Origin of the sequence: Paraburkholderia sp. RL17-383-BIF-A, from assembly GCF_046028015.1 — a bacterium.
Classification (GTDB): Bacteria; Pseudomonadota; Gammaproteobacteria; order Burkholderiales; family Burkholderiaceae; genus Paraburkholderia.
The window spans coordinates 194,834-216,050 of record NZ_JARESR010000009.1 but is presented as its reverse complement, the minus strand read 5'-3'; the positions used below and the strand labels follow the sequence as shown (position 1 = coordinate 216,050).

General features: G+C 59.8%; 19 protein-coding genes. 5 read left to right on the top strand and 14 right to left on the bottom strand.

Going from position 1 to position 21,217, the window contains the following annotated elements:
* Positions 1–51: 51 nt before the first annotated feature.
* Genes P0D71_RS13710 through P0D71_RS13700 form a run of 3 tightly spaced genes read right to left on the bottom strand, consistent with a single transcriptional unit; the run spans position 52 to position 3,940 of the window.
* On the bottom strand, positions 52–1,197 hold the full coding sequence (locus tag P0D71_RS13710; RefSeq protein WP_408480458.1) for an aminotransferase class V-fold PLP-dependent enzyme: 1,146 nt from the start codon (positions 1,195–1,197) through the stop codon (positions 52–54).
* A gap of 3 nt (positions 1,198–1,200) precedes the next feature.
* Positions 1,201–2,505, bottom strand: a complete 1,305-nt coding sequence (locus P0D71_RS13705) for an MFS transporter (protein ID WP_408184770.1) — start codon at positions 2,503–2,505, stop codon at positions 1,201–1,203.
* Positions 2,506–2,551: 46 nt separating this feature from the next.
* Complete coding sequence (locus P0D71_RS13700) at positions 2,552–3,940, bottom strand: M20 family metallopeptidase (RefSeq protein WP_408480456.1); 1,389 nt, start codon at positions 3,938–3,940, stop codon at positions 2,552–2,554.
* Positions 3,941–4,070: 130 nt separating this feature from the next.
* Between P0D71_RS13700 and P0D71_RS13695 the strand changes: the two genes are divergently transcribed.
* The gene (locus P0D71_RS13695; RefSeq protein ID WP_408184768.1) at positions 4,071–4,976 is read left to right on the top strand and encodes a LysR family transcriptional regulator; all 906 of its coding nucleotides are present in this window, start codon (positions 4,071–4,073) and stop codon (positions 4,974–4,976) included.
* 251 nt (positions 4,977–5,227) lie between these two features.
* Here the strand turns inward: P0D71_RS13695 and andAa are convergent, their stop codons facing one another.
* The 4 genes from andAa to andAc are packed head-to-tail and all read right to left on the bottom strand — an operon-like array spanning position 5,228 to position 8,526.
* Positions 5,228–6,445 (bottom strand): anthranilate 1,2-dioxygenase system ferredoxin--NAD(+) reductase, encoded by a 1,218-nt coding sequence (andAa, locus tag P0D71_RS13690; protein WP_408480454.1) that lies wholly within the window; start codon positions 6,443–6,445, stop codon positions 5,228–5,230.
* Positions 6,435–6,758, bottom strand: a complete 324-nt coding sequence (andAb, locus tag P0D71_RS13685; protein WP_408184766.1) for an anthranilate 1,2-dioxygenase ferredoxin subunit AndAb — start codon at positions 6,756–6,758, stop codon at positions 6,435–6,437. The genes andAa and andAb overlap by 11 nt, the downstream gene beginning before the upstream one ends.
* 10 nt (positions 6,759–6,768) lie before the next feature.
* A complete protein-coding gene (gene andAd, locus P0D71_RS13680) occupies positions 6,769–7,242 on the bottom strand; it encodes an anthranilate 1,2-dioxygenase small subunit AndAd (protein WP_408302897.1) in 474 nt (157 codons plus the stop codon).
* A 12-nt stretch (positions 7,243–7,254) separates the two neighbouring features.
* Complete coding sequence (gene andAc / locus P0D71_RS13675) at positions 7,255–8,526, bottom strand: anthranilate 1,2-dioxygenase large subunit AndAc (protein WP_408302899.1); 1,272 nt, start codon at positions 8,524–8,526, stop codon at positions 7,255–7,257.
* Between the two features lie 209 nt (positions 8,527–8,735).
* Between andAc and andR the strand changes: the two genes are divergently transcribed.
* Positions 8,736–9,701, top strand: coding sequence for an anthranilate 1,2-dioxygenase regulatory protein AndR (andR, locus tag P0D71_RS13670; RefSeq protein WP_408480452.1), 966 nt, complete (start codon positions 8,736–8,738; stop codon positions 9,699–9,701).
* Positions 9,702–9,907: 206 nt separating this feature from the next.
* Positions 9,908–10,861, top strand: coding sequence for an IS5 family transposase (locus P0D71_RS13665; RefSeq protein WP_408480450.1), 954 nt, complete (start codon positions 9,908–9,910; stop codon positions 10,859–10,861).
* A gap of 499 nt (positions 10,862–11,360) precedes the next feature.
* Here the strand turns inward: P0D71_RS13665 and P0D71_RS13660 are convergent, their stop codons facing one another.
* From P0D71_RS13660 to P0D71_RS13635, 6 genes are all read right to left on the bottom strand, one after another.
* Positions 11,361–11,531 carry a hypothetical protein gene (locus P0D71_RS13660; protein ID WP_408480448.1) on the bottom strand — a complete coding sequence of 57 codons (171 nt, stop codon included), beginning with the start codon at positions 11,529–11,531 and terminating at the stop codon, positions 11,361–11,363.
* 65 nt (positions 11,532–11,596) lie between these two features.
* Complete coding sequence (locus P0D71_RS13655; RefSeq protein WP_408480446.1) at positions 11,597–12,787, bottom strand: porin; 1,191 nt, start codon at positions 12,785–12,787, stop codon at positions 11,597–11,599.
* Between the two features lie 643 nt (positions 12,788–13,430).
* A complete protein-coding gene (locus P0D71_RS13650) occupies positions 13,431–13,700 on the bottom strand; it encodes a DUF4148 domain-containing protein (protein WP_408480444.1) in 270 nt (89 codons plus the stop codon).
* A 123-nt stretch (positions 13,701–13,823) separates the two neighbouring features.
* Entirely contained in the window at positions 13,824–14,063 is a 240-nt protein-coding gene (locus P0D71_RS13645) for a non-oxidative hydroxyarylic acid decarboxylases subunit D (RefSeq protein ID WP_408184758.1), read from the bottom strand.
* Positions 14,064–14,074: 11 nt separating this feature from the next.
* Positions 14,075–15,496 (bottom strand): non-oxidative hydroxyarylic acid decarboxylases subunit C, encoded by a 1,422-nt coding sequence (locus tag P0D71_RS13640; protein ID WP_408302914.1) that lies wholly within the window; start codon positions 15,494–15,496, stop codon positions 14,075–14,077.
* An 8-nt stretch (positions 15,497–15,504) separates the two neighbouring features.
* Complete coding sequence (locus tag P0D71_RS13635) at positions 15,505–16,086, bottom strand: UbiX family flavin prenyltransferase (RefSeq protein WP_408184756.1); 582 nt, start codon at positions 16,084–16,086, stop codon at positions 15,505–15,507.
* 769 nt (positions 16,087–16,855) lie between these two features.
* On the opposite strand from P0D71_RS13635, the gene P0D71_RS13630 reads away from it, so the two are divergent.
* Positions 16,856–17,737 (top strand): LysR family transcriptional regulator, encoded by an 882-nt coding sequence (locus P0D71_RS13630; protein ID WP_408184755.1) that lies wholly within the window; start codon positions 16,856–16,858, stop codon positions 17,735–17,737.
* Positions 17,738–18,163: 426 nt separating this feature from the next.
* Here P0D71_RS13630 and P0D71_RS13625 read toward each other — a convergent pair whose 3' ends face one another.
* Positions 18,164–19,264 (bottom strand): Gfo/Idh/MocA family protein, encoded by a 1,101-nt coding sequence (locus P0D71_RS13625; RefSeq protein WP_408480442.1) that lies wholly within the window; start codon positions 19,262–19,264, stop codon positions 18,164–18,166.
* A 441-nt stretch (positions 19,265–19,705) separates the two neighbouring features.
* On the opposite strand from P0D71_RS13625, the gene P0D71_RS13620 reads away from it, so the two are divergent.
* Positions 19,706–20,605, top strand: coding sequence for a LysR family transcriptional regulator (locus P0D71_RS13620; protein ID WP_408302922.1), 900 nt, complete (start codon positions 19,706–19,708; stop codon positions 20,603–20,605).
* Positions 20,606–21,217 lie beyond the last annotated feature (612 nt).

The following is a 21,217-nucleotide window of genomic DNA, read 5'->3' as shown; positions in this document are numbered from 1 at the left end:
CGCAGGCAATACCCATGCGCCGCGGCGCCCGCGAGAAGGTGCGCGCTGTGATCAGCGTGGCAGACATTGCGCCAGTCTCGCGAGGCCCGCTTGCGTCGAGCAAACGCCCGGAGAAAAACGCAGCGTGCGGCCGCGCGAATCGACGAACAGGCCCGCGCTCTTCAGTTGAATGACAATGTTCGCCGCATCGAGATGCGCGGGCGGCTCGACCATGATGCTCGCGCCGCGTTCGTCGTCGGTGCGTGGGGAAAGCAGGCGATAACCCTTTTCGTGGGCGAGCGCGATCAGCGCATGACACAGTTCAAGGTTGTGCGCACGCACGCTGCCCTTGGGCTGGGCGCGCATCCACGTCATGCCCGGCTGCGATGCGACGAACGGCAGCACTGAGGGCGTGCCGGTATCGAAGCGGCGCGCATCCGAGGCATACGTGAAGGCGTCGATGTTCCAGTTGAACGGATCTTCCTGGCTGAACCATCCACGCACCGCTGGTTTGGCGGCTCTTTGCAGCGTGTCCGGCGCGATATAGCCCAAGCCGGTCCCGGGTGCGCCGCACAGCCACTTCAGCGTTGACCCGCACACGAAGTCGAAAGGCGTCTCTTTCAGATCGAATGGCAGAATGCCGATGCCCTGCGTCACGTCGAGCGCCACGAAGCTGCCGCGACGGCGTGCCTGCTCGCACATCGCGGCAAGGTTCACGCGCTTCGAGGTCAGCGAGGACACCCATGTGACCAGAGCGAGCGCGACATCGCCGCTCCAGGCTTCGATGAAGTCTTCGTCGCGCACGTAATCTTCGCCTTCGCGTACCGGCACGGTGCGAAGCGTGAAGCCGCGCCGCTCTGCCAGGCCCGAGAGCAGGAAATGCAGGCTCGGGAAGCAGTCCGCCGCGACCAGCACGGTGCGGTTGCGCAGAACGTCGTTCGCGAGGCCGTCGAGATAACGTGCGAAGGCATCGGTCACGTTCTGTGCGCCGAATACGTTCGCGTCCGGCGCGGCGATCAGCGCCGCCCAGTCCGACAACAGTTTTGCGCGTGCCGCGAGGGCGGCGTCCCAGCGTGTGTCGTCGGGTGCGCACCATGTCGTGGCGAAGTCCGCGAGCGCCTGCTTCATCGCTTCGCGGTGGCCCGGATAGACGCCAACCGAGTGATACATCAGCCAGCCGCTGAAATCGGATGTGAGGTCATTCAGAGGGTCGTTCATGTTTCAGATGTGCTTGGTGAGCTTGTAGTGATAAATCGCGATGCAGGCGAGGCTCAAAACCGCGCACGCCATCAGGTAGAACGCCGGCGACAGCGGGTTGTGCGTCGCGCCGATCATCGCGGTGACGAGCCACGGTGTGAATCCGCCGAACACCATCACGCCGATGTTGTAGCTGAATCCAAGGCCTGTACTTCGCATGTGGGTCGGAAAGAGCGAGGACAACACCGCCGCGAGCGGGCCGAAGTAGATCGCCTTCAACACGCCCGCAAGGACCATGATCGTCATCAGCACGGAGAACGACGGGCTCGACAACAGCCAGGCGAAGCATGGATAGATCGTGAGGAGCGTGGCGACGGCAGAGAGCAGCATCATGCGGCTGCGCCCGTAGCGATCGGCAAGATGGCCCATGATCGGCGTGAACAGCATCAGGATGGCGCCGGTGACGACGGTCGCGGCGAAGCCTGTTGATGCCGGCAGATGCAGTTGCTTGACCGCGTACGTCGGCATGTAAAGGATCATGAGATAACTCGCGGCCGTCGACACGGCCATGATGCCCGCGGCCAGTAGAATGCGGCCCTTGCAATGCGCGAGCAGCTCGCGCACGGGTTGATTGCGTGCCGTGGCATGAGCCGAGCCGTGTGCCGCGCCAGGCAGCGTATCGTCGATATGCTTGCGGATGTACAGGCCTACCGGCGCGACCAGCAGCCCGAAGAGAAACGGCGTGCGCCATCCCCAGGACTCGATCTGCGCCGGCGACAATTGCGTGCTGAGGGCGAGACCCGCGCACGATGCGAGCACCGTGCTCATGCCCTGACTCGAGAATTGCCAGCTCGCGAGATACGCCTTGCGCTTGCTCTTCTGCTCGATCATCAGCGCGGTACCGCTGCCGAACTCGCCGCCAGTCGAGAAGGAGATGAGAATGCGCGCGGCCATCAAGCCGATCGGCGCGGCGAGCCCTATCTGCGCATAAGTCGGAATGACGGCGCAAATGAACGTGCCAACGGTCGTCAGCGCGAGCGCGGCGAGGAGCGCGGCCTTGCGTCCGCGCCGGTCCGCATAGCGTCCGAGCAGAAGGGCGCCGAGCGGCCGGAACACATACGACAGGCCGAAGGTGCCGAACGTCATGAGCAGGGAGACGGTTTCGTCGTGCGCGGGAAAGAACAGTTTCGATAAGGTGACGGCGAAGAATCCGTACGCGGCGAAATCGAACCATTCGAGCGCGTTGCCGATGCTCGTCGCGACGATCAGGCGCCGCATGGGTTTCGGGTCCGGGTGGCGCACGTCATCGTCAATGACAGTCGAATCCATGGTGTGTGTTCCGGGTGAGGGGTAAAGGTCGGGATGAGGAAAGCGGTCAGCGGTTGAGGGGCACGCCGGGCTCGCCGAGATCCCAGAAGACGCCGGTCATCAGTTCCAGCGCTTCGCGCATGACGGGCGCGAGCACGTGCTCGTCGGGCGCGTGTTGACGGCAGCCGGGATACGAATGAGGAATCCAGATGGTCGGCAGTCCGAGCGTGTCGGCGAACGATTCATTCGGGATCGTGCCGCCGAGGTTCGGCAGCAGGGTGACCGGTTTGCCGGTCGAGGTTTCTATGGACCGTTCGGTGAACGCCACCCAAGGGTTATCTGGATCGAGGCGCGTTGCCGCGCCCGATGCCTCGATGGTGACTTCGACGCCATCGAAGCCTTCCCGCGCGAGATGCGCTTCGATCAGTTCCCTGGCGCGTTTCCAGTCCGTGCCCACGACGAAGCGCAATTGACACACCGCTTCAGCCGACTGCGGAATCGCGCTGACAGGGTTGGCGACGTTGCCTGATTGCATCGCAAGCACTTCGAGCGTGTTCCACGCGAAGACGCGCTCCGCGGGAGTCAAACCGGGTTCGCCCCAATTCGGCGACAGAGGCGGATCGCCCTCGTCGTTGCCGATTTCCAGATGCGCGACGCGCGCGCGTATCTGCGGCGCAATGGCGGGCGGCAACAGGCCGTTGATGCGGATACGGCCGCGACCATCGACGAGACTCGCGAGCGCATTCGCGAGCACGGTCGCCGGATTGGCGAGCACGCCGCCCCAGTTGCCGGAGTGGCGCGCGCCGAACGCATTGGTCAGCGCCAGCCGGAAATGCAGCGCCCCACGCGAGCCAAGGAACACGGTCGGCGAAGCGGCTCGCTGGCGCGGGCCGTCGGAGGCGATCAACACATCGGCGCTCAGTCGCTGGCGCAATGTCGCGCAAACGGCGTCGAGTCCCGGCGAGCCCACTTCCTCGCCCATCTCAAAGATGATCTTCGCGTTGAAGCCCAGTTCGCCGCGTTCCGCGAAGACAGCCGCAAGGGCGGCGAGGTTGATCGAATGCTGCGCCTTGTTGTCGGCGATGCCGCGTCCGTACCACCGGTCGCCCTCGATCTTTACTTGCCAGGGCGAGCGGCCATGGCTCCAGTTGGCCGCGTCTCCGCCGACGACGTCGCCGTGCCCGTACAGGAGCACGGTCGGCAATTCCGGCGATTCGATGCGTTCTCCGACGAGAAATGGCGGCATGCCGGACACCGGGTTTTCCACTATTTCGTAGGTGAAGGCGAGTGAGCCCAGTTGGCTTCCGATCTCTTCGGAAAGGTAGCGGCGCAGGAGCGGTGCGGCGTCGGCACGCTGGCTTTCCGTTGCGAGCGCGACGCGGCGGCTAAGGGTGTCGAGGAAGGCACCGCTGTCGAAGTGCGAGTGGGCTTGGGTGATGGCGCTTTGTCGGGACATATCGGTTGCGTGTTTTTTGATCGGCTGCATGCAGATTAGCCGCGTCGAAGTGTTTTTGTATTCGCAATCAAACAAGGTACATTTGCGAGTACGTCAAACCTCATCGGTTCCCCGCGTTCCGAGCATCGCCATGCGCAAGTTGATGGAGCCATCGCTTTACTACTTTTCGGTCGTGGCCCAGGCGGGCTCGCTCACGTCCGCTACCGAGAAGCTCGGCCTGACCGTGTCGGCGCTGAGCCGCCATATCGCCAAGCTGGAGGGCGATATCGGCGTGCCTCTGTTCGAGCGTCATGCGCGCGGCATGGTGCTCTCGCATGCGGGACGCCTGCTGTTGCGTCACGCGCAACGTACCGTTTCCGATGCGCAGGCCGTATTCGACGAAATTCAGGGCGAGGAGAGGCGGCGAGCGCGCACGCTCACGATTGCCTGCACGGAAGGTTTTGCATTCGACTTTCTGCCGGTATCACTGGGTGCCTTTTGCCAGGACCATCCCGATGTCGCGATTCAGCTTGAAGTCGTGCCGTCGGAGCGCGCCAGCCAGATGATTCTGTCGGGAGAGGCGTCGATCGCGCTCGCATTCAGCTTCAAACCCGAACCGGGTGTCGTTGTGCAGTTCACGCAGCGCGCGCCGGTCATGGCGTTGATGCACGAGACGCATCCGCTTGCGGGCAAGACGAAGATCGCGCTCAAGGATCTCAGTTCGTACCCGGTATTGCTTCAGGATAAGGGCACGACGAATCGACAGCTCTTCGACATCGCCTGCAACGTCGAGAATGTCGAGATCACGCCGCTGATGACGAGCCGGTATGTCGCCGCGCTGTACCGCTTCGAGTTGGCGGTGCCGGAGGCGATCATGCCGTCAGGTTACGTTTCCGTCGCGAAGCGACTTGCCGTGGATCGAATGAAGGCCATTCCATTCGACAATCCGCTTCTGACGCAGCGCCGTCTTCAGGTGCTGACGCTTGCCGGACGGAGTCTCGACGAGCTTGCACAGTCATGTCTCGATTGGATCGTTCACGACTTGAGGCAATCGTAGTTTGGAATGGCCTGCCAACCCGAAAATCCGGTTATGACAGCAACGGCAAATAGCTGGAGATCGGGGGCCAGCCTCCGCGAGGACAGCCGCTTCTTTCGCAACAATCTCGAGAATGTGTCGGGGGACGATTTCGACGAGCAGGCCGAAGACCTGATCGAATGGCCGAGCGTCTTTTCCGGGCGCATTCGGAAAACCGGCGCCGTCGTGAGCGAATGCAGCATCGCGCCTGACATCGCCACACCTTCCTCACGTCACAGCAACGATCGCAGACCCACTGCAGGGTCGGCAAGCAGTGCGGGATCGAGCACCTTGCCGGACGCAACGAGCCGCTTGCAGGCGCCCATATCCCGACCCGAGTTGATCGCGACCACCGCGCGCAAACGCCTGTCCGCGTCGAGCGCGAGCAGACTAAACGGGCCGTTATGCGTGTCGCCGCGCGCGATCAGCGTGTGCGACGCATCGATGGTGCCAAGCGTCTGGATATTGCAGTCGAACTGATCGGACCAAAGCCACGGCCACTCGACGTATTCCTGCGCAACGCCAAGCATGTTCGCCGCTGCAATGGCGGGCTGATTTTCCGCCACTTGCCACGACTCGATCCGAACGTGACGACCCAGCAGCGGATTGAAATGCATGGTCACTTCACCCGCCGCGAAAATACGTGGGTCGGCCGTGCGGCACCGGGCATCCACCACAATGCCGTTGTCCACCTGCAACCCCGCCTCGCGCGCCAGTTCGACGTTGGGCAACACGCCGATCCCTACCACGACGATATCTGCCTCGAGCGTCCCACGATCTGTTTCAATCAGTGCGCGGCCATTCTCGTAGCCGATGCTCAACGGCGTTTCGTCGAGCCTGAGCGTCACGCCATGCCGCGCGTGAAGTGCTGCGACGAAATGCGCCGCCGCTGGCGGCAGCGATCGCTGCAGCAGTGCCGCCGCCGGCTCGATCACCGTCGCCTCGCAACCCGCCCGGGTCGTTGAAGCCGCAACTTCCAGCCCGATGAAACCCCCGCCCAGAATCGCGACCTTCCTGCCCGACCCGAGCGCGCTTCGCAGCGCCAGCGAGTCGGCCAGCGTGCGCACGTAGTGAAGCGGCACACGGTGGTCCACGGGTCCGGCAAATCTGCGCACGCGCGACCCGGTTGCAAGCAGCAGCCTGTCGTATCCGATCGGACTGCCACCGTGCAACCTCACCTCGCTGCGCGCACGGTCGATCGACTCGACCGTGGTCGCCAGTCGCAATTCGATATCATGTGCGGCGTACCAGTCTGGCCGGCGAATGAACGCCCTCTGTTCGCCACCCTCCACGAGCAAGGCGTCTTTCGAGAGCACCGGGCGGTCGTATGGCGCATGCGGCTCCTCGCCGAGCATGACGATCCGCGCGTTCGGATCACGTTCGCGCAACGTTTCCGCCGCGCGCCGCGCGGCATGGCCCGCGCCCACGATCACATGGCGATCAGTCGACATGAATCTCGACCCGCGAATCGACGACACGAATCGGGAACGCACGCACCGGCTCGGTGATAGGTGCGCAACGCGGCGCGCCAGTGCGAATATCGATCAGCCCTTGATGCAGCGGACATTCGACACAGCCGTCTTCCACATAGCCGTCCGACAGACGCGCGTGGCCATGCGAACATAGATCGTTCAGCGCGAAAACTTCGTCGCCGAGCCGGAAAACCGCGACTTGCCGCTCGCCTGCAATGATGGCGGCCGGTTCTCCTTCGACAAAATCGTCGAGTGTCCCGATGGTTTGCCAGTTTTCGAGTGTCTGTTCCATAGGGGCTCCGTCAGATCGGGGTGGCGAGCAGCGTCTGCACGCGCGACGTGTCGTACACCACGCGCTTGCTGCGATAGCGCAGCCCCTCGGGCGTACGCACCACGCAGTCGTAATACTTGCCCGCCTGATACACGTCGGACTCGCCATTCGAACGCGTCTGCACCACCACGTAGCTGCTCTCGGTTTCGATCACGCCGTCTTTCTCTCCCGTGACGACGAGGCCCGACGTCATATGCCGGTACGTGTGGTCTTCATAGATGTTCGCGTTACGCAGCGACACCACGCGATCGCGCAGCATGCGCTGGTTCGTGCAGTGAATGATGCCGATCGGCAACCCCATGTCGGCGTTTTCCTTCGGCACGATCTCGTACGTGCAGTCCTCGGTGAATAGCGTCGGCCATGCTTCGAGCCGGTCGTTGTCGAGATTGCTGATGTACTGGTTCTGCAGCATGTGCAATTCGAACCACAATTTCATCGCTTCCATGTGCATGCCTGTTTAATAGCCCATCAATTGCTGATACCCGACCCAGAAGCGGCGAATCAGGCTTTCCGTAATCACCGTGTCCTGCTGTTCGGGATTGCCGCGTGACATCTCTATCACCGACGTCGCGTCGCCGTCGCGAATCGTGCCGCGTTGCACGAGTTCGGTGGCCTCGGTGTCTTCCATCGAGATATAGCCGGCAGGCCCCACGAGATTCGCCTGCTTGACGCGCAGAGCCCGCAGTTCCGGCGTGTCGTCCGTGTAGCCGAAAAAATGGAAAATCAGTTCGAAATTATTCGGACCCTTCGGTAACAACTGGCGCGCAACCAATGTGTTGTGGATCTGCTGGATCACGAGCTGCGGGAAGATGGGTTGAATATGGTTCGTCGTGTCTTCCTCGTACTCGGAGATGTGGCCGAGCACGGTATCGTCTTCGAGCGAGAAGCCCTCGTCCATCGAGCGGATGTTCTGCTGCTTGTACGCCGCCGAGGTGTCTTCGCCTGTTTTCGTCACCGTGATGATGCTATGCAGACCGTGCGTTGCGTCCGGGATCGAGCGCGCCTTCATGCCGACGCGGAAAATGTTGAAGGTGGTATGGAACAGATGCAGCATGCTCGCGTGATACGGATCCTTCACATTCTCGAAGTACAACTTCCAGTTCGACTTCGAATACTGCCTCGTGCAGCCGAGATATTCGATCGGCTTGTGGAAGATGCGATCGATCCACGGGCGCATTTCCGAACCCAGATACTCGGGCAACGGCACGACCTCGTCGCTGAAAGTCGCGAATACGAGGCCACGATAGCTGTCCACGCGCAGCTTGCGCAGGCCATGATTCTTCGGATCGAAGTCAGTGGGCATGCCCGTCATGCCCTTCTGGCCACGACGGAACGGCACGCCGAGCAGGTTGCCGCTATTGTCGAAGCTCCACTGGTGATACACACAGGTATGCGACGTGGCGTTGCCGCGCGCCTTGCGGCACACGGAAGCGCCACGGTGCGCGCAGCGGTTCACCCACGCCGAAAGCGCACCGTCCTCCAGACGTGTGACGACCACCGGCGTGTCGCCGACGAAAGTGCTTTTATAGTCGCCGGCTTGCGGAATTTCCGCTTCCAGTGCAACGAAATTCCAGGTTGGGCCGCGGTATATGCGCTCCTGCTCACGCTCGTACACTGCTTGCGAACTGAATACCTTGTACGGTACACGCGACCCGTCGTCGTGCGGGAACACGACGTGATCCGTATCCCTGTTGCTGATAATGCGCACGGGCGTTTCGGCCATTTCCATGCTGATGACTCCGCTAGATTGCTGGGTACTGCCTGTATGAGGGACCGTCGCTTGCAAACAGCTTTTTTGACGGCTGCGGACTTATTTTTGGAGATCCAAAATAGTGGTGCTATCCGCTTCTGGCAGTACTCGCGCCGCCTGTCCGATTCAGGCAGTTTTCTGAACGAAACCCGTTGCGGCCGGAACTGGGCACCTTATCCTTCGTCGTCATGACCCGCTCCGATTTCCGTCCTCATGCGCTGCGCGATCATCGTCTGTTCGAGTCGAAGGACCTGGACGAGACGCGCGAACTCATTTCGCGCGTGATGCAGCCCCATTCGCTGGCGCCATTCGGCGACGGCAGCGGGCGCTCGCATATGGATTTCGTGAAGATCGGCCGGCTCGGAATCGGCACGATCGGCTTCGGCAGCGGCATGCATGTCGACGTCGAAGCGGTGGACGGCTATTACCTGCTGATGTTTTGCGTGTCCGGCAGCGCGGAGGTGAAAGCGGCGGGCCGTACCATCGAAGTCAACGACCGGCAAGGCGTGGTTCGCGCACCCGGTGAGTCTTTCAGTGCGAAGCTCTCGCCACAGTGCGAGCAGCTCGTATTACGTATCGATCCCGCCGCTTTGCCGCACGACGCGACGCTCGGCGCGGAACCGGGCGGCGCACTCGTGCGCTTCGCGAGCGGCGCGATGCGCGCATGGCAAGACCAGTTGAAGCTGATCGCCAGTTCACCGGATCTGCTCGCGAGCGCGTGCGGCAATGCTCGCGTGGGCGAGCACGTCGAGTCGCTGCTGGTCAATCTGCTCGCGGCGGGGTCCGCCGAGCGCGACGCTCCGGCCACCTCCGTGCTGCGCCCGGGCATCACGCCGGGGTTCGTTCGCCGGGCCGAGGACGTGATGATCGCCCGCCTTGGCTCGCCTTTGCAGCTTGCCGAACTCGCCGACGCGGTGGGTGTGCCGGTACGCACGTTATGCGACGGCTTCATGCGCTTCCGTCAGACCAGCCCGATGCACTATCTGCGGCAGATTCGACTGGATCGCGCGCGTGAACTCATTCTTGCGACGTCTGCGGACGTACGCATCGCGGGCATCGCACTCGATTGCGGCTTCACCCACTTTGGACGCTTCGCGCAGAGCTATAAGGAGCGCTTTGGTGAGTCGCCCTCCCGGACGGCGCGACTCAGGTAAAGTCGACGGCTTGTATGCGCATGGTCCGACATACACCGGCATCCTGCGTGATCGGCGCTCACGATAATCCTGTACGCATTTCCCTGTCGTAGGGCCGTTTTCTCCGCAGTGGAAATGAGAAAAGGCAAGGGAAGGTCTGCAAAAGTCCTGGCGCCGACGTACGGGTAGACTATCCTGGTAGATAGGAAAGTCTAAGAGGTTCTTCGATGACGCAGCTTGGTCTTGGTCTGGATCTGTCAACGAAACGTACACGCAAACGGGAATTTCTCGACGAGATGAGGCGCGTTGTGCCATGGTCGAGGTTGATTGCGTTGATCGAACCGCACTATCCGAAGGGTAAGACTGGACGGCCGCCGTTCCCGATTGCGACGATGCTGCAGATCCACTTCATGCAGCGGTGGTTTGGTCTGTCAGACCCGGCGATGGAAGAGGCGCGTTATGACGTACCAGTGTATCGTGAGTTTGCGGGGCTAGACGAGGGGATGACGCGTTTGCCGGACGAGAGCACGATTCTCCGGTTCCGCCACCTGCTCGAAACGCACGGCCTGGCTGCGCAGATGCTCACGCTGGTCAATGAGATCCTGAGCGAGAAAGGCTTGATGCTTAAAACAGGGTCGGCGGTCGACGCTACCTTGATCTCTGCACCCAGCTCGACGAAGAACGGCTCTGGTACACGAGACCCGGAAATGCACCAGACGAAGAAGGGAAATCAGTGGTACTTCGGGATGAAAACGCATGTCGGCGTGGACGCAGAGTCGGGGCTGGCGCGCACCGTCATCGGTACTGCGGCCAACGTTCACGACATCAACGCGGCCGAAGCGTTGTTGCACGGCGAGGAAACGGATGTGTACGCTGACGCCGGATATCAGGGTATCGAAAAGCGCTGCAAGGCAAACGCGGTTCGCTGGCATGTCGCGATGCGGCCAGGCAGGCGTAGAGAACTGGACCTGAACGATCGTCTGTACGCGATATACGATCAGATTGAACGTCTGAAGGCCGGCATCCGCGCCAAGGTCGAGCATCCGTTCCGAGTCCTCAAACAGCAGTTTGGCTACACGAAGACCCGGTACCGGGCGTTGATGAAAAACACCGCCCAGACCACGACACTATTTGCGCTGGGCAACCTGTGGATGGCACGTAAGGCTTTGCGGAAAGCGTGAAATGCTCGGAGATTGAGGCCACAAGTCTCAGCAAACAAGGGGCGTCGCGGTTCAAAAGCCAGACGACCAACCTGTCGGTAGATTCTCATCTCTGACTCGGTCCAAGTGGCAAGAGATCGGCGCTCTGAAAACGCGATGTGCAGACCTTCCCTAGGTGTTGGTGAGTGGGTGATTTAGGAAAATTGATCAGATGCACACGGCTGCACGCCAGCCGCAACGAAATCGCGACTGACGAGAACGAAAAAAAGGCGATGTAGAGGGACCTCGCCGCCCGTGAACGCATGCGTCACTCGGCGAATATCACGTGACATTCCCGTCTCCCGACCGACGAAGAATCCCGCATCGCCTGTCTGCCCGCCTCTCAGTGCTCCTTGGGGTCACGCAGACGTAGTTTTTCGGAGATCACGCGACACAAGGGCGCCCCCAGCGTCAGGCGCGTGTCGATTTCGAGCGCATCTGTTCCGAGCACCTGCGTGACTCGGCTTGACGTATCGCCGCCCTACAGAATCAGACGACGCAACTGCAGGGCCTTCAGCACGGCATCCGCGATCCCTCCGAGCTGCTGTCCGAGCGTGCGGCCACCGCGATGACGCGCATCGTCGCGGGTCATGCCTTGTGCCAAGAGTGCGTCCAGCATCTCGCCGACGCGCGGATCGCGCGCAGTGTGCATGATAACGCTGCGGCCGTCGCGAAACGCCTCGAGCGCGCAATTCAGGGTGACGAGCTCCCGGTTTATCAGAAAGCGATAGCCAGCCCGAACATCGCGACAAACTGATTCGGCGTCGACGATGGCGTCGTGTTCTGCGAGTCCCCAACGATCGGTCGTGCATCGATGATATCGCCGCTACCGCCAACACCGAGCGTTTTACCCGAGGCGTGCTGATAGGCCTGCAAAGCATACAAAGTCGTGCGTTTGGAAAAGTGGTACAGCTCCTTTAGCGAGACCTGCTGGTAGCGGGCCGCGTCGTCGATGCCATTGGCGGATGACGCGCGCGTGTAGCTATAGCCAGCGGCTAAATCGACCGCGGTGCTCACCCGATAACTCACCAGCGCACCGTAGGTGTTGAACACGGCGGCATCGCCGAAAAGCGAATTGCCATCCGGCTGATAAACCACGTTCGAATAGCTCAGACCGAACACGAAATCGCCAACTGTATAGTTGGCGGCAGCCGCGACCTGCTGGACGACTCGTGCCGACAGATAGCCGTTGTTCAGCGCTGAGTGAGGAAATTGCGAGCTGCCGTTCGGGTCGAATCCAACAGTGTTGCCCGTGTTGTACATCCTGAGATAGGCGGCCCCGATCGCGAGCGGACCGCCGTCATACCGCAGCGCAGCGCTGATGAGACTGCCACGTTGCACGCTGCCGGGCACGCCTCCGAACCCGTACTGCACGCTGCCCCGAATCCCATGGATCGACGGGGACGCGTACGTTACCGAATTGTTTGCGCGAATGTCGGTATCGAACCCGTCGATATCGCCGGGATGTGCGCCGGTCGCTCCGGTCAGGTAGGTCACTGGCCCTAGCGTGCCTACGAGCAGATAGTACGGTGTGTACTGACGGCCTAAAGCCACCGTACCGGCCTGTGTGTCCTGCAGTCCGACATACGCATAGCGGTTGAGAGCCAGCCCGGCCGTTTGCTCGGCGCCGGTTCCGGGATCGAAGCCCTGCTGCAAGTCGAAAATCGCGCTCAACGTCGGACTGAGCACCTCCATCCCCTTGAACCCGAACTTGGACGCATACAGATTGCCTTGACGCAGGTACAAGTTCGAATGGCCGTTCTGATTGTTCGCGTACACGATGGCTTCGTCGACGTTCCCGTACAGGGTGACACTACTTTGCGCGGATGCGGGCAACGAGACGGCCGCGGCGCAAAGAACTAGTGGGCGGCGAAGGTAAGTGGGATTGAATCTCAAGATAAATTTCATCAGTTGTGGTCGGCAGCGCGGTTCTGCATAGTGCCGAAAGCACCGACAGAGACGGCTAGCATTGGCAACGTGGTGGGCTGGCCGTAGTCCCTATCAAGCCCGAATACAGGTCAGGCTCCTCATTCGGGTGTTGGGCTCGATGTTGCCCCGACTGGTGCGCATTTTCCTGCGTTCAAAAGAGCGATGCCCAAACACTTGGCTTAGGTTGCCAAATCCGCACGCACGGGGGCTCGTTAGCCTAGTGATTTGAGTGTGTGTCCGCGGGATGCACGATGGCGGTTACAGCATCAAACACAGTGTCGCCGAGGGACGCCTCGGTGTGCTCGATAGTGCGCTTATGCGTTTCAGGGGGCAGCGTCAAGCACGTCAACGATCAGGGTTCGTAGTTGCTGAGGCGTGAATGCGGAAGAAGCCGATACACTTCAAATGCATATCGGTTGCAGGTCTGTTGGCGTATTTGAACGCACCGACATTGCGGGATACCGTTGTAGCTGTCAGCCGCTGGGGGCATTGTATTCCGAATTCAGACGCGATTGCGCTGCATGCGCTGCGAGGCCTTGATTGGCTATGTCGAAAAACCATGAGGGTAGCTGCAATGCGCGGTTTTGTATGGCGCAGCCGCTCGAGACGGCCCGCGTTCAGTTTAATGATTGACTACGATCGGTGGGGAATATGAAGACGTCGTCGTATCGGTTGCCGCGGTTGCTGGGGCCGAGAGACGTGCCTGAGCCGCTTGGATTTCGGCAGGGTAGCTGGCGTCATTGCGGCTCGCGGGGTTGTAGCCGACAGCCTCCAGTTGAGACATTTCGGCTTTGACCTGCTCCCGGGAAACGGGTTGTGACGATTGCGCAAGAGCTGCAACGGGCAGCACCAGTGCACCAAGTACCGCGATTGCCTTGTTAAGCACCTTCATTTTTTGGAACCTCAAACGTTTCTGAAATAATGAGACGGTGACACATGCGTCATTCGTCCGTGTTCCCGGCGTTCAGACGCCCAGGCAGCGCTGGGCATCTATCAATGAGCTGCGGTCAAGCTGTTACAGGTTGCGAAGCGGCGGTACTGCCGGCATTACGTCCGCCTTATCCAGCTCCGCACGGTTGAGCTTGAACTCTGGGTTGTACTTCGCCGGGTCGGTGATGAACTCGGGCTCGGTGCTGCGCCATGCGAAGAAGCATTCTTCGCAGTGGTACACCTCCCACACACCGGGGACGGGAGATTGCGTCAACGTTTCCGTCTTGACGGACTCGCAGCGGGGACAGACATGCTTCTTACTCATTTTATTTTCCTTTAAGCCGGGGAGAGCATATTGCGCAACTTCTCGACCCACTCTTCTGTGTTGATCGGATCGCTCAGTTCCTGTGAATAATGGCCGTGCTCTTCTGGAGCAACAGGGGTCGTCGCGTCTATGACGAGCTTGTGCGTCATACCGGCCGGGTCGGATGCGGGATCGAGCGGCAGGACCGACAGACCCGGAACCGTAACGAGGTCATACTGCGGATTGAACTTCGTCGACAGCGCCCACATCACTTGTGGCAAATTGAACGGGTCAATGGTTTCGTCCACAACGATCACCAGCTTTGCGTAACCGAAGCCGTGCGGCGTTGTCAGCACACGCATGCCGACGCCTTTCGCGAAGCCACCAAAGCGTCGCTTCGTCGAGACGATGACCACGAGCCCATGGGTGTACAGGGCGTTGACCGCCTGTACTTCCGGGAATGCTTCCTTCAGCTGGACATGTAGCGGAGCGCATGTGTTCACACCCATCAGGTAGTCGATTTCCGTCCACGGCATGCCAAGGTACAGATGCTCGAATAGAGGATTACGACGATGCGATACCTTAGTTATTTCGACTACCGGCATCTGGCGAGCACCGGAGTAATGACCCGTAAACTCGCCAAACGGTCCCTCACCTTCGCGCACTCGCGAGAGAATCTTGCCCTCGAGCACAATTTCCGAGCCCCAAGGAACCTGCAGTCCCGTATGTTGCGCTTTGACGACCGGATACGGCTCTTGCGCGAGAGCGCCGGCCATCTCGTATTCGGATTGGTTATAGAGGATAGGCATCGCGGCGACTGTGCTGATCAGCGGGTCGTTACCGATGCAGATTGCAATGGGCAGATCTTCGCCAATCTCCTCGGCTTTGCGCAGATGAATCGCGATGTCGTGTGCAGGCACCGGTTGGATACCGATGCGATTCTTTCCTTTCACCTGAAGGCGATACATCCCGACATTCTGTGTGTTGGGATTTTCCCAATCGGTGACATCACGCGACACGATGCACGCCTTGTCGATATAGAAGCCGCCGTCGCCATGATTGAGGCGGAACAGCGGAAGGATGTCAAACAGGTTGATGTCTTTGTCGACGACAACTTCTTGCCACGGCGCAGTTTCGCGTTCGTCGACGACACCGGGATAGGTCTCGTAACGGCGGACGAACTCGTGGAACTGTTCCTTTAGGGGTGTCTCTTTAGGCATGCCCAGCATAAGGGCGTGGTTGTACCAGGAACCGTGAACGTTCATCGCAATGCGTGCGTCCGTGTAGCCCTGGATGTTGTCAAAAAGCAAGGCAGGTGCAGTTTCGCCAAGCTTGTTGACCGCGCAGGCCGCCGCGCTGATATCCGGCTCGGGAAGAACCGGATCCTTGAGCTGGATGAGTTGTCCTTCTTTGGCGAGCGCGTCCAGATAGGTGCGCAAGTCCTGATATGCCATGGTGTTTTCTACTCCTGTTGAAGAACCTGTTTCATCCCCGTCCATCGTTTTGCGGCCGGGTGATCTAGGTGGAACTGATCGAGAATGCGGACCGCAAGGTGGTCCAGCATCTCGTCGAGATTGGCTGGGTTGTTGTAAAAGGCGGGGGTCGGCGGAAAGATGACCGCTCCAAGGTTGGAGAGATGCAGCATGTTCTCGAGGTGAATTGAGCTAAGCGGCGTCTCGCGTGCCACGATGATCAGCTTACGACGCTCTTTGAGGGTGACATCGGCAGAGCGGGCGATGAGGTTGTCTGCATAACCGACGCGGATTGCAGCTAGCGTCTTCATGCTGCAGGGAACAATGATCATTCCATCTGTATGAAACGAGCCACTCGATATTGATGCGCCCTGGTCCCGGGCGTCGTGGACGGTGTGTGCATACTCTGAAAGTGCCCGAACACTGATGCCGCACTCTTGCTGCAGTGTTGCCCGCGCCCATTGAGAAACGACGAGATGCACCTGGACGTCCATGTCCCGCAAGAACTTTAATATCCGCACGGCAACCGGTGCGCCTGTAGCGCCCGTAATGCCCACGACGATGCGTTTCATAACGACCTCCCTGATTGATTAAGATTCTAGAGACCAGGTCGTCGGGGGGCTATTACCGTTGCCATAACCACTGATACGAAACGCGTATGGCACGGCACACATGCGTCAAAAACAGCCGGAAAGTGCAGCCTGCACGGCGTACCAGCGCTGCAAAGTGGTATCGCGGTCAACGAGGCGATAACGGATCCCCGAGAGCACCTGCGCGTAGGGAGCGGATTTGTCCCGGATGCTTATTGGTTGCAGGAGGAAAGCGTGGAGTGCAGCGTGACCCGGTAGCAGCGTGGACGCAATACAACGGCAGCGAACTTCATAGAGCCCATCAGGACAAGCGAACATTAAGGTGGTTACACATGTGCGACGAAGATTTGCGGTGGTTTGCGACGACGACCACAACGCAACGCGTAGCCGTCCCTGCGTGTCAAGCTGAAGCTCACCCGAACTTAGGTGAGCGACATGAGGGAAGCCGGCGTCCTCGTGAGTCAGAAGCTCGATAGCGGTCTCGCATTTGGATTCGAGGTTTCGGCCGTTGATAACTGTCGCGACACTTATTGGCAAAACTAGTGACGGCTCGTGCACGCCACGCGGTTGAATCGGAGCAATCATGGGGGCGTGGTTGATTTTTTCCTCATTCATGCAGGCAAGGTAACGCTTCGGCGAAGGTTTGCGCCAGTACGAAACTTGTAATCATCCTTATAAAAATCGGAACGCGGTCTTTCGGCGCGCTCCTTCGGGGTATCATTACCGTTGCCCATCAGAACGAGGCTTGGGGATGAATCTGCGTCAGCTTCTGTACTTCAAGACGGTTGTCGAGCACCGATCGCTCGCGGCCGCCTCAGAGGTGCTGCATATTGCGCAACCGCCCTTGAGCGTATCGATTAAACAGCTGGAGGCGCTATGGGGCGTTTCTCTGTTTGAACGCACAGGCCGCGGGCTTTTGGTGACTGACACCGGACTCGCGCTTTACGAGCGTGCTTGTCAGCTGTTGAATAGTGCGAACGAAATCGGCGAGGAAATGGCGGCCCTTGGTCGGGGCGTGAGTGGTCGAGTCAGGGTAGGGTTCGTCGCCGCAGGGATCGAGCCCGTTGCGCGTACCGTCGCAGCTCTAGGTGCAGAGCTACCGTCGGTCACCTTCTCCCTCCATCAGGGCGAGCCACGCTTGCTCGAAGATATGATTGAGCGTCGGGCGATCGATTTCGCCCTCACGCACCTGCCCGTGTCAAATCCTGCACTTGCCGTTCATCCTTTGGCGGAGCTTCAGTTCGCGGCTCTATATCGGCGAACGAACGACGACCTGGCACGAGCACCTAGTCTTAGTTTTGCAAATCTCTCAGGGAAGCGGCTGGTTGTTCTTCGGCGGAGTTCCGGCCCCGGCTTCTACGAACGCGTCCTTCAGGAATTTCGTTCCGTGGATGCCCAGTGCAACATTGTTGCCGATAGCTCCGACGTGCCTGCAATCATTGCGCTTGTTCAGCACAATGTTGGTGTCGGTGTCCTGCCTGTGTGGAGTCTCGATGGTTTTCCGGACTCACTCATTGCGCGCCAGATTGTCAGTCAGACGGGTTCGGAAAGCTTCGCACTTGTGCACGGCATGGGCCGCCGATTTTTACCTGCGGTTCAGCGTGCGATCGCTGTCTGTACGTCGATCTTTTAGTGCAGGTTTAACAACCTCGCGCCAAGCATCTGACATTTGGCCTCGCGGCGAACTGGGGCGGCGGTTCACCGCTCGGCTTCGAGATAGGATCTGGCTAGCCGCATCGCGGAACTTCGCGGTTTGGCGAAGTTTCAGATGCGTGCGGGAGCTGGATGTTGCTATCGGAAGCCAGTATCCTTTGGGCTACCTAGGGTGGTATGAACCGGACAGCAATTTGCACGCTGTTCTGCTCGCTAGCGGCCATTGCATGCGAGCCCCGCACGGAACCACTAAGGTGGATTGCGGAGCACGGCCCGCGCCATCTGGCCGATTTCACGTGCGACGCATCCGGGAGCGGCGATGGCGAATGCATCGGCCGGTTCAGCCCCTCATTAGACGTAGGCCACCCCGCAATTTGGCGGCAAGCCGACTGCGCTCGCCACCCACTCATGGCGCGTCATTTGCCGCGAAGAATGCTGCCGAGCTGGCGTTGATCCGGTCGATCAGGCGGTGCTGACGCACCGCGTCCTCGAAGCTGGTGGCCTCATTTGTCCCACTAGCCTTGTCTCTGGCGTACGCGCTGTACAGGTAGGCGACATCCAGGGCGCTGGCGTCCATGCCGGCCGTCGGCAAGAATGCAAATTCGGCGGGAACCGGCAATTCCGCAAAAGTTGCGGCGCCGTGCTTCATGCCTTCAATCCTGTGGTCTGACTGGTTCTGGAACGCGTGCGGGTTTGTCATGCGGAGCACGCCCTCGGTGCCCGTAATGTCGATCTGCAGGCCGGTACGGTGAGCCTGACCACCTTCGAGCTGGATCGAAAAGAGCGCGCTACCCTCCAGCGTCCCCATGACAATAACTTCGTTCGCACTTGAATACGGCACCTGCTGCCCCGTTTCGGCAAGGGTCGTCATGGGAAATTGGACCTTCGTTATTGCCGCGAGTTGCTTGGGGAAACCCACCGTGCTGAACAGGACGTCATGGAAATGACCGCCATAGATCGGCAGCAGGTGTGTGAAGTTTGCGTCCTCGAGCACCCATTTGACGGCATCTGGCATCACCGGACCGAACGCGTCTACCCCAACCGACATGCGCACCCCGCGCAAGGTGCCAACGTAATTTTCCTGCATCAGATGCTTCAGATAGCGCACCGCAGGCGAGAATCGCCGTTGCAGGCCGATGACATGCTTCACGCCCTGCGCCTGGGCTTGCGCTAGGATCCGCTCTGACTCGGCAGTGCTTGTAGACAGGGGCCACTCGGAATACACATCCTTGCCTGCGGCGATGGCCGCAGCGGATAGTCGGCCATGCTCCGGTGTGGGCGCGAGCACCACGACAAGGTCGATAGCGGGATGCGCGATCAATTCTTCAGCATTGCCGTACGCCATGCCGATGCCAAACTCGTCTGCATATTTCTGAACCTTTTCCTTATTGCGTCCAGCAAGAGCGACAACGTCAAAGCCTTCGAGGGACTGCAGGACGGGAATGTGGCCATACCGGGCCCAGCCGCCGGTACCGATGATGCCGACGCGAATACGCTGTTCTTTCATGATTAGTCTCTTCTCGAATTAAAGTGAAGGCTCGGCACGGAACCGTATTCGCCTTGAGCCGCTATGGACCCGCATTTCCATTAATGCCATGTCGCGAACTTAGCGCTGTAAGCCCCAACGATCTGCGGCATGGTGCCCCCAGTCCAAAGCCACGCGCAGCGGACTCTAGGCTGTCCGCCATGTTCAGGATGGCGGCGGTTGTGGCCGGGTCGCCAAAAGCGCAACCCTCGAACCGGGCGGAGAGACCCGTACGACGTCCTCGGACGCTCACGGCTATGCTGACTGTTTTTGTCCACGGCGGACATTTACGTTCGCCCCCGTTCTTTGCCGCAGCCAGGTTGCATAGCCCTTTTCCAAGTCCAATGCTAGGCTTACGCCACTGATAGATAAAGTGGGTGCCCCTTCATTATTTAAGTGAATTTTTGTCATTAAAGGTAGAGGATGGATAAATTAAGCGGCGTTGAAGTGTTTGTACAGACTGCGTTGGCTGAGAGCTTCGTTGGCGCGGGGCGCACCTTAGGTCTGACCCCGTCCGCTGTCAGCAAAAGTATTTCGCGGCTAGAGGAGCGGGTCGGCGTTCGCCTCTTTCAACGCAGCACGCGCTCCGTCAAGCTCACCTCGGAGGGCCAGGTATTTCTGGAGCGATGCCAACGCATCATGGTAGAAATCGACAGCGCGGAAAACGAACTTTCAGCCATGTCGGACGAGCCGCGCGGGCGCTTGAAAATAGGTCTCCCGTTGGCCGGTGGCTTGCCATTACCGGTGATCTCGGCGTTTATGCAGGCTTACCCCGACATTGAACTAGACCTGGACATTACCGACCGCGTCTCCGACGTCATTGATGAGGGCCTGGATGTCGTCATCCGTGGCGGCGAACTGAATGACTCGCGCTTGATGTCAAAGCGGCTAGGGGCGTTCAGGCTGCATTTGGTGGCGGCTCCAGCCTACCTGGCCGAACGAGGTGAACCAACAAAGGCCGCCGAACTAACGAATCACGCTTGTTTGCACTACCGGTACCCCTCTTCTGGCAGGCTTGAGCCTTGGCCCGTTCGTCACTCGCGAACGGCCGCAGGAGAATTAGCATTGCCAATGACCGTGGTGGTTAGCAGCCTTGAAGCACTGCTCTACCTTGCGCAAGCCGGTCGTGGAATAACGTGTCTTCCCGATTTTGCGATAAAAGAGGCACTCGCCGCTGGTCGGTTGAAGACGGTGCTCGACAGGCACATGACCCGGTCGACCGTATTCTGGATTCTGTGGCCAAGCAGTAAGCAGATGACACCGAAGGTCCGAGCTTTCGTCGACTTCGCTGTAGAGCGCTTCAAGGTTGGCCTTGTGGACTGATGAGCGTGTGGTTGCTTTCAGGTACACGTGGAAGCAGCATCCGATAGCTGTTCAGGCCGACAAGCAATAGCTTGCGGGCACTAGGACACTCAAAACTGTGTCTTGTCAGCGATTGCCGGAGCGTCATCAAAGTCGATCTCAAGAGACCGATCCTTGCTTACGAGCTTCGTAAGCCGTCAAGCCATCGTACCGCGCGCCAATGCCTGCTACTTCGGTATCGGATTAAAACTTTTGTCCACCGCATAGTGGATTGGCATGATCGTCTCCCGTTCAGATGACTGTCAGGAGCCGATGGGACAGCAGGACAGCGACGGATTCGCGCTCACTGCGCAACCCAGCGGGTCGCAGGGGCTGCCAAGTGCTAATTCGAACTCGCGGCTCACGTGAAAGAACGCAATCCCACCCGAAGTGCTACCCAGCACCCCTTGTCGCGGATGGTCACATCCAAACGCCTGAACCGTTCGTCGCGGGACCGTGAGTCAGTGGCTATGTCATGCCGGTTACGATTGTCATCAAATCGCTCAACCTGAGCCTGCGCACGGCGATCAAGACCGGCAGTTCATTCCCCTCCGACGATCTTTTTTTTGATACTGGATATCAATAGATATGTAA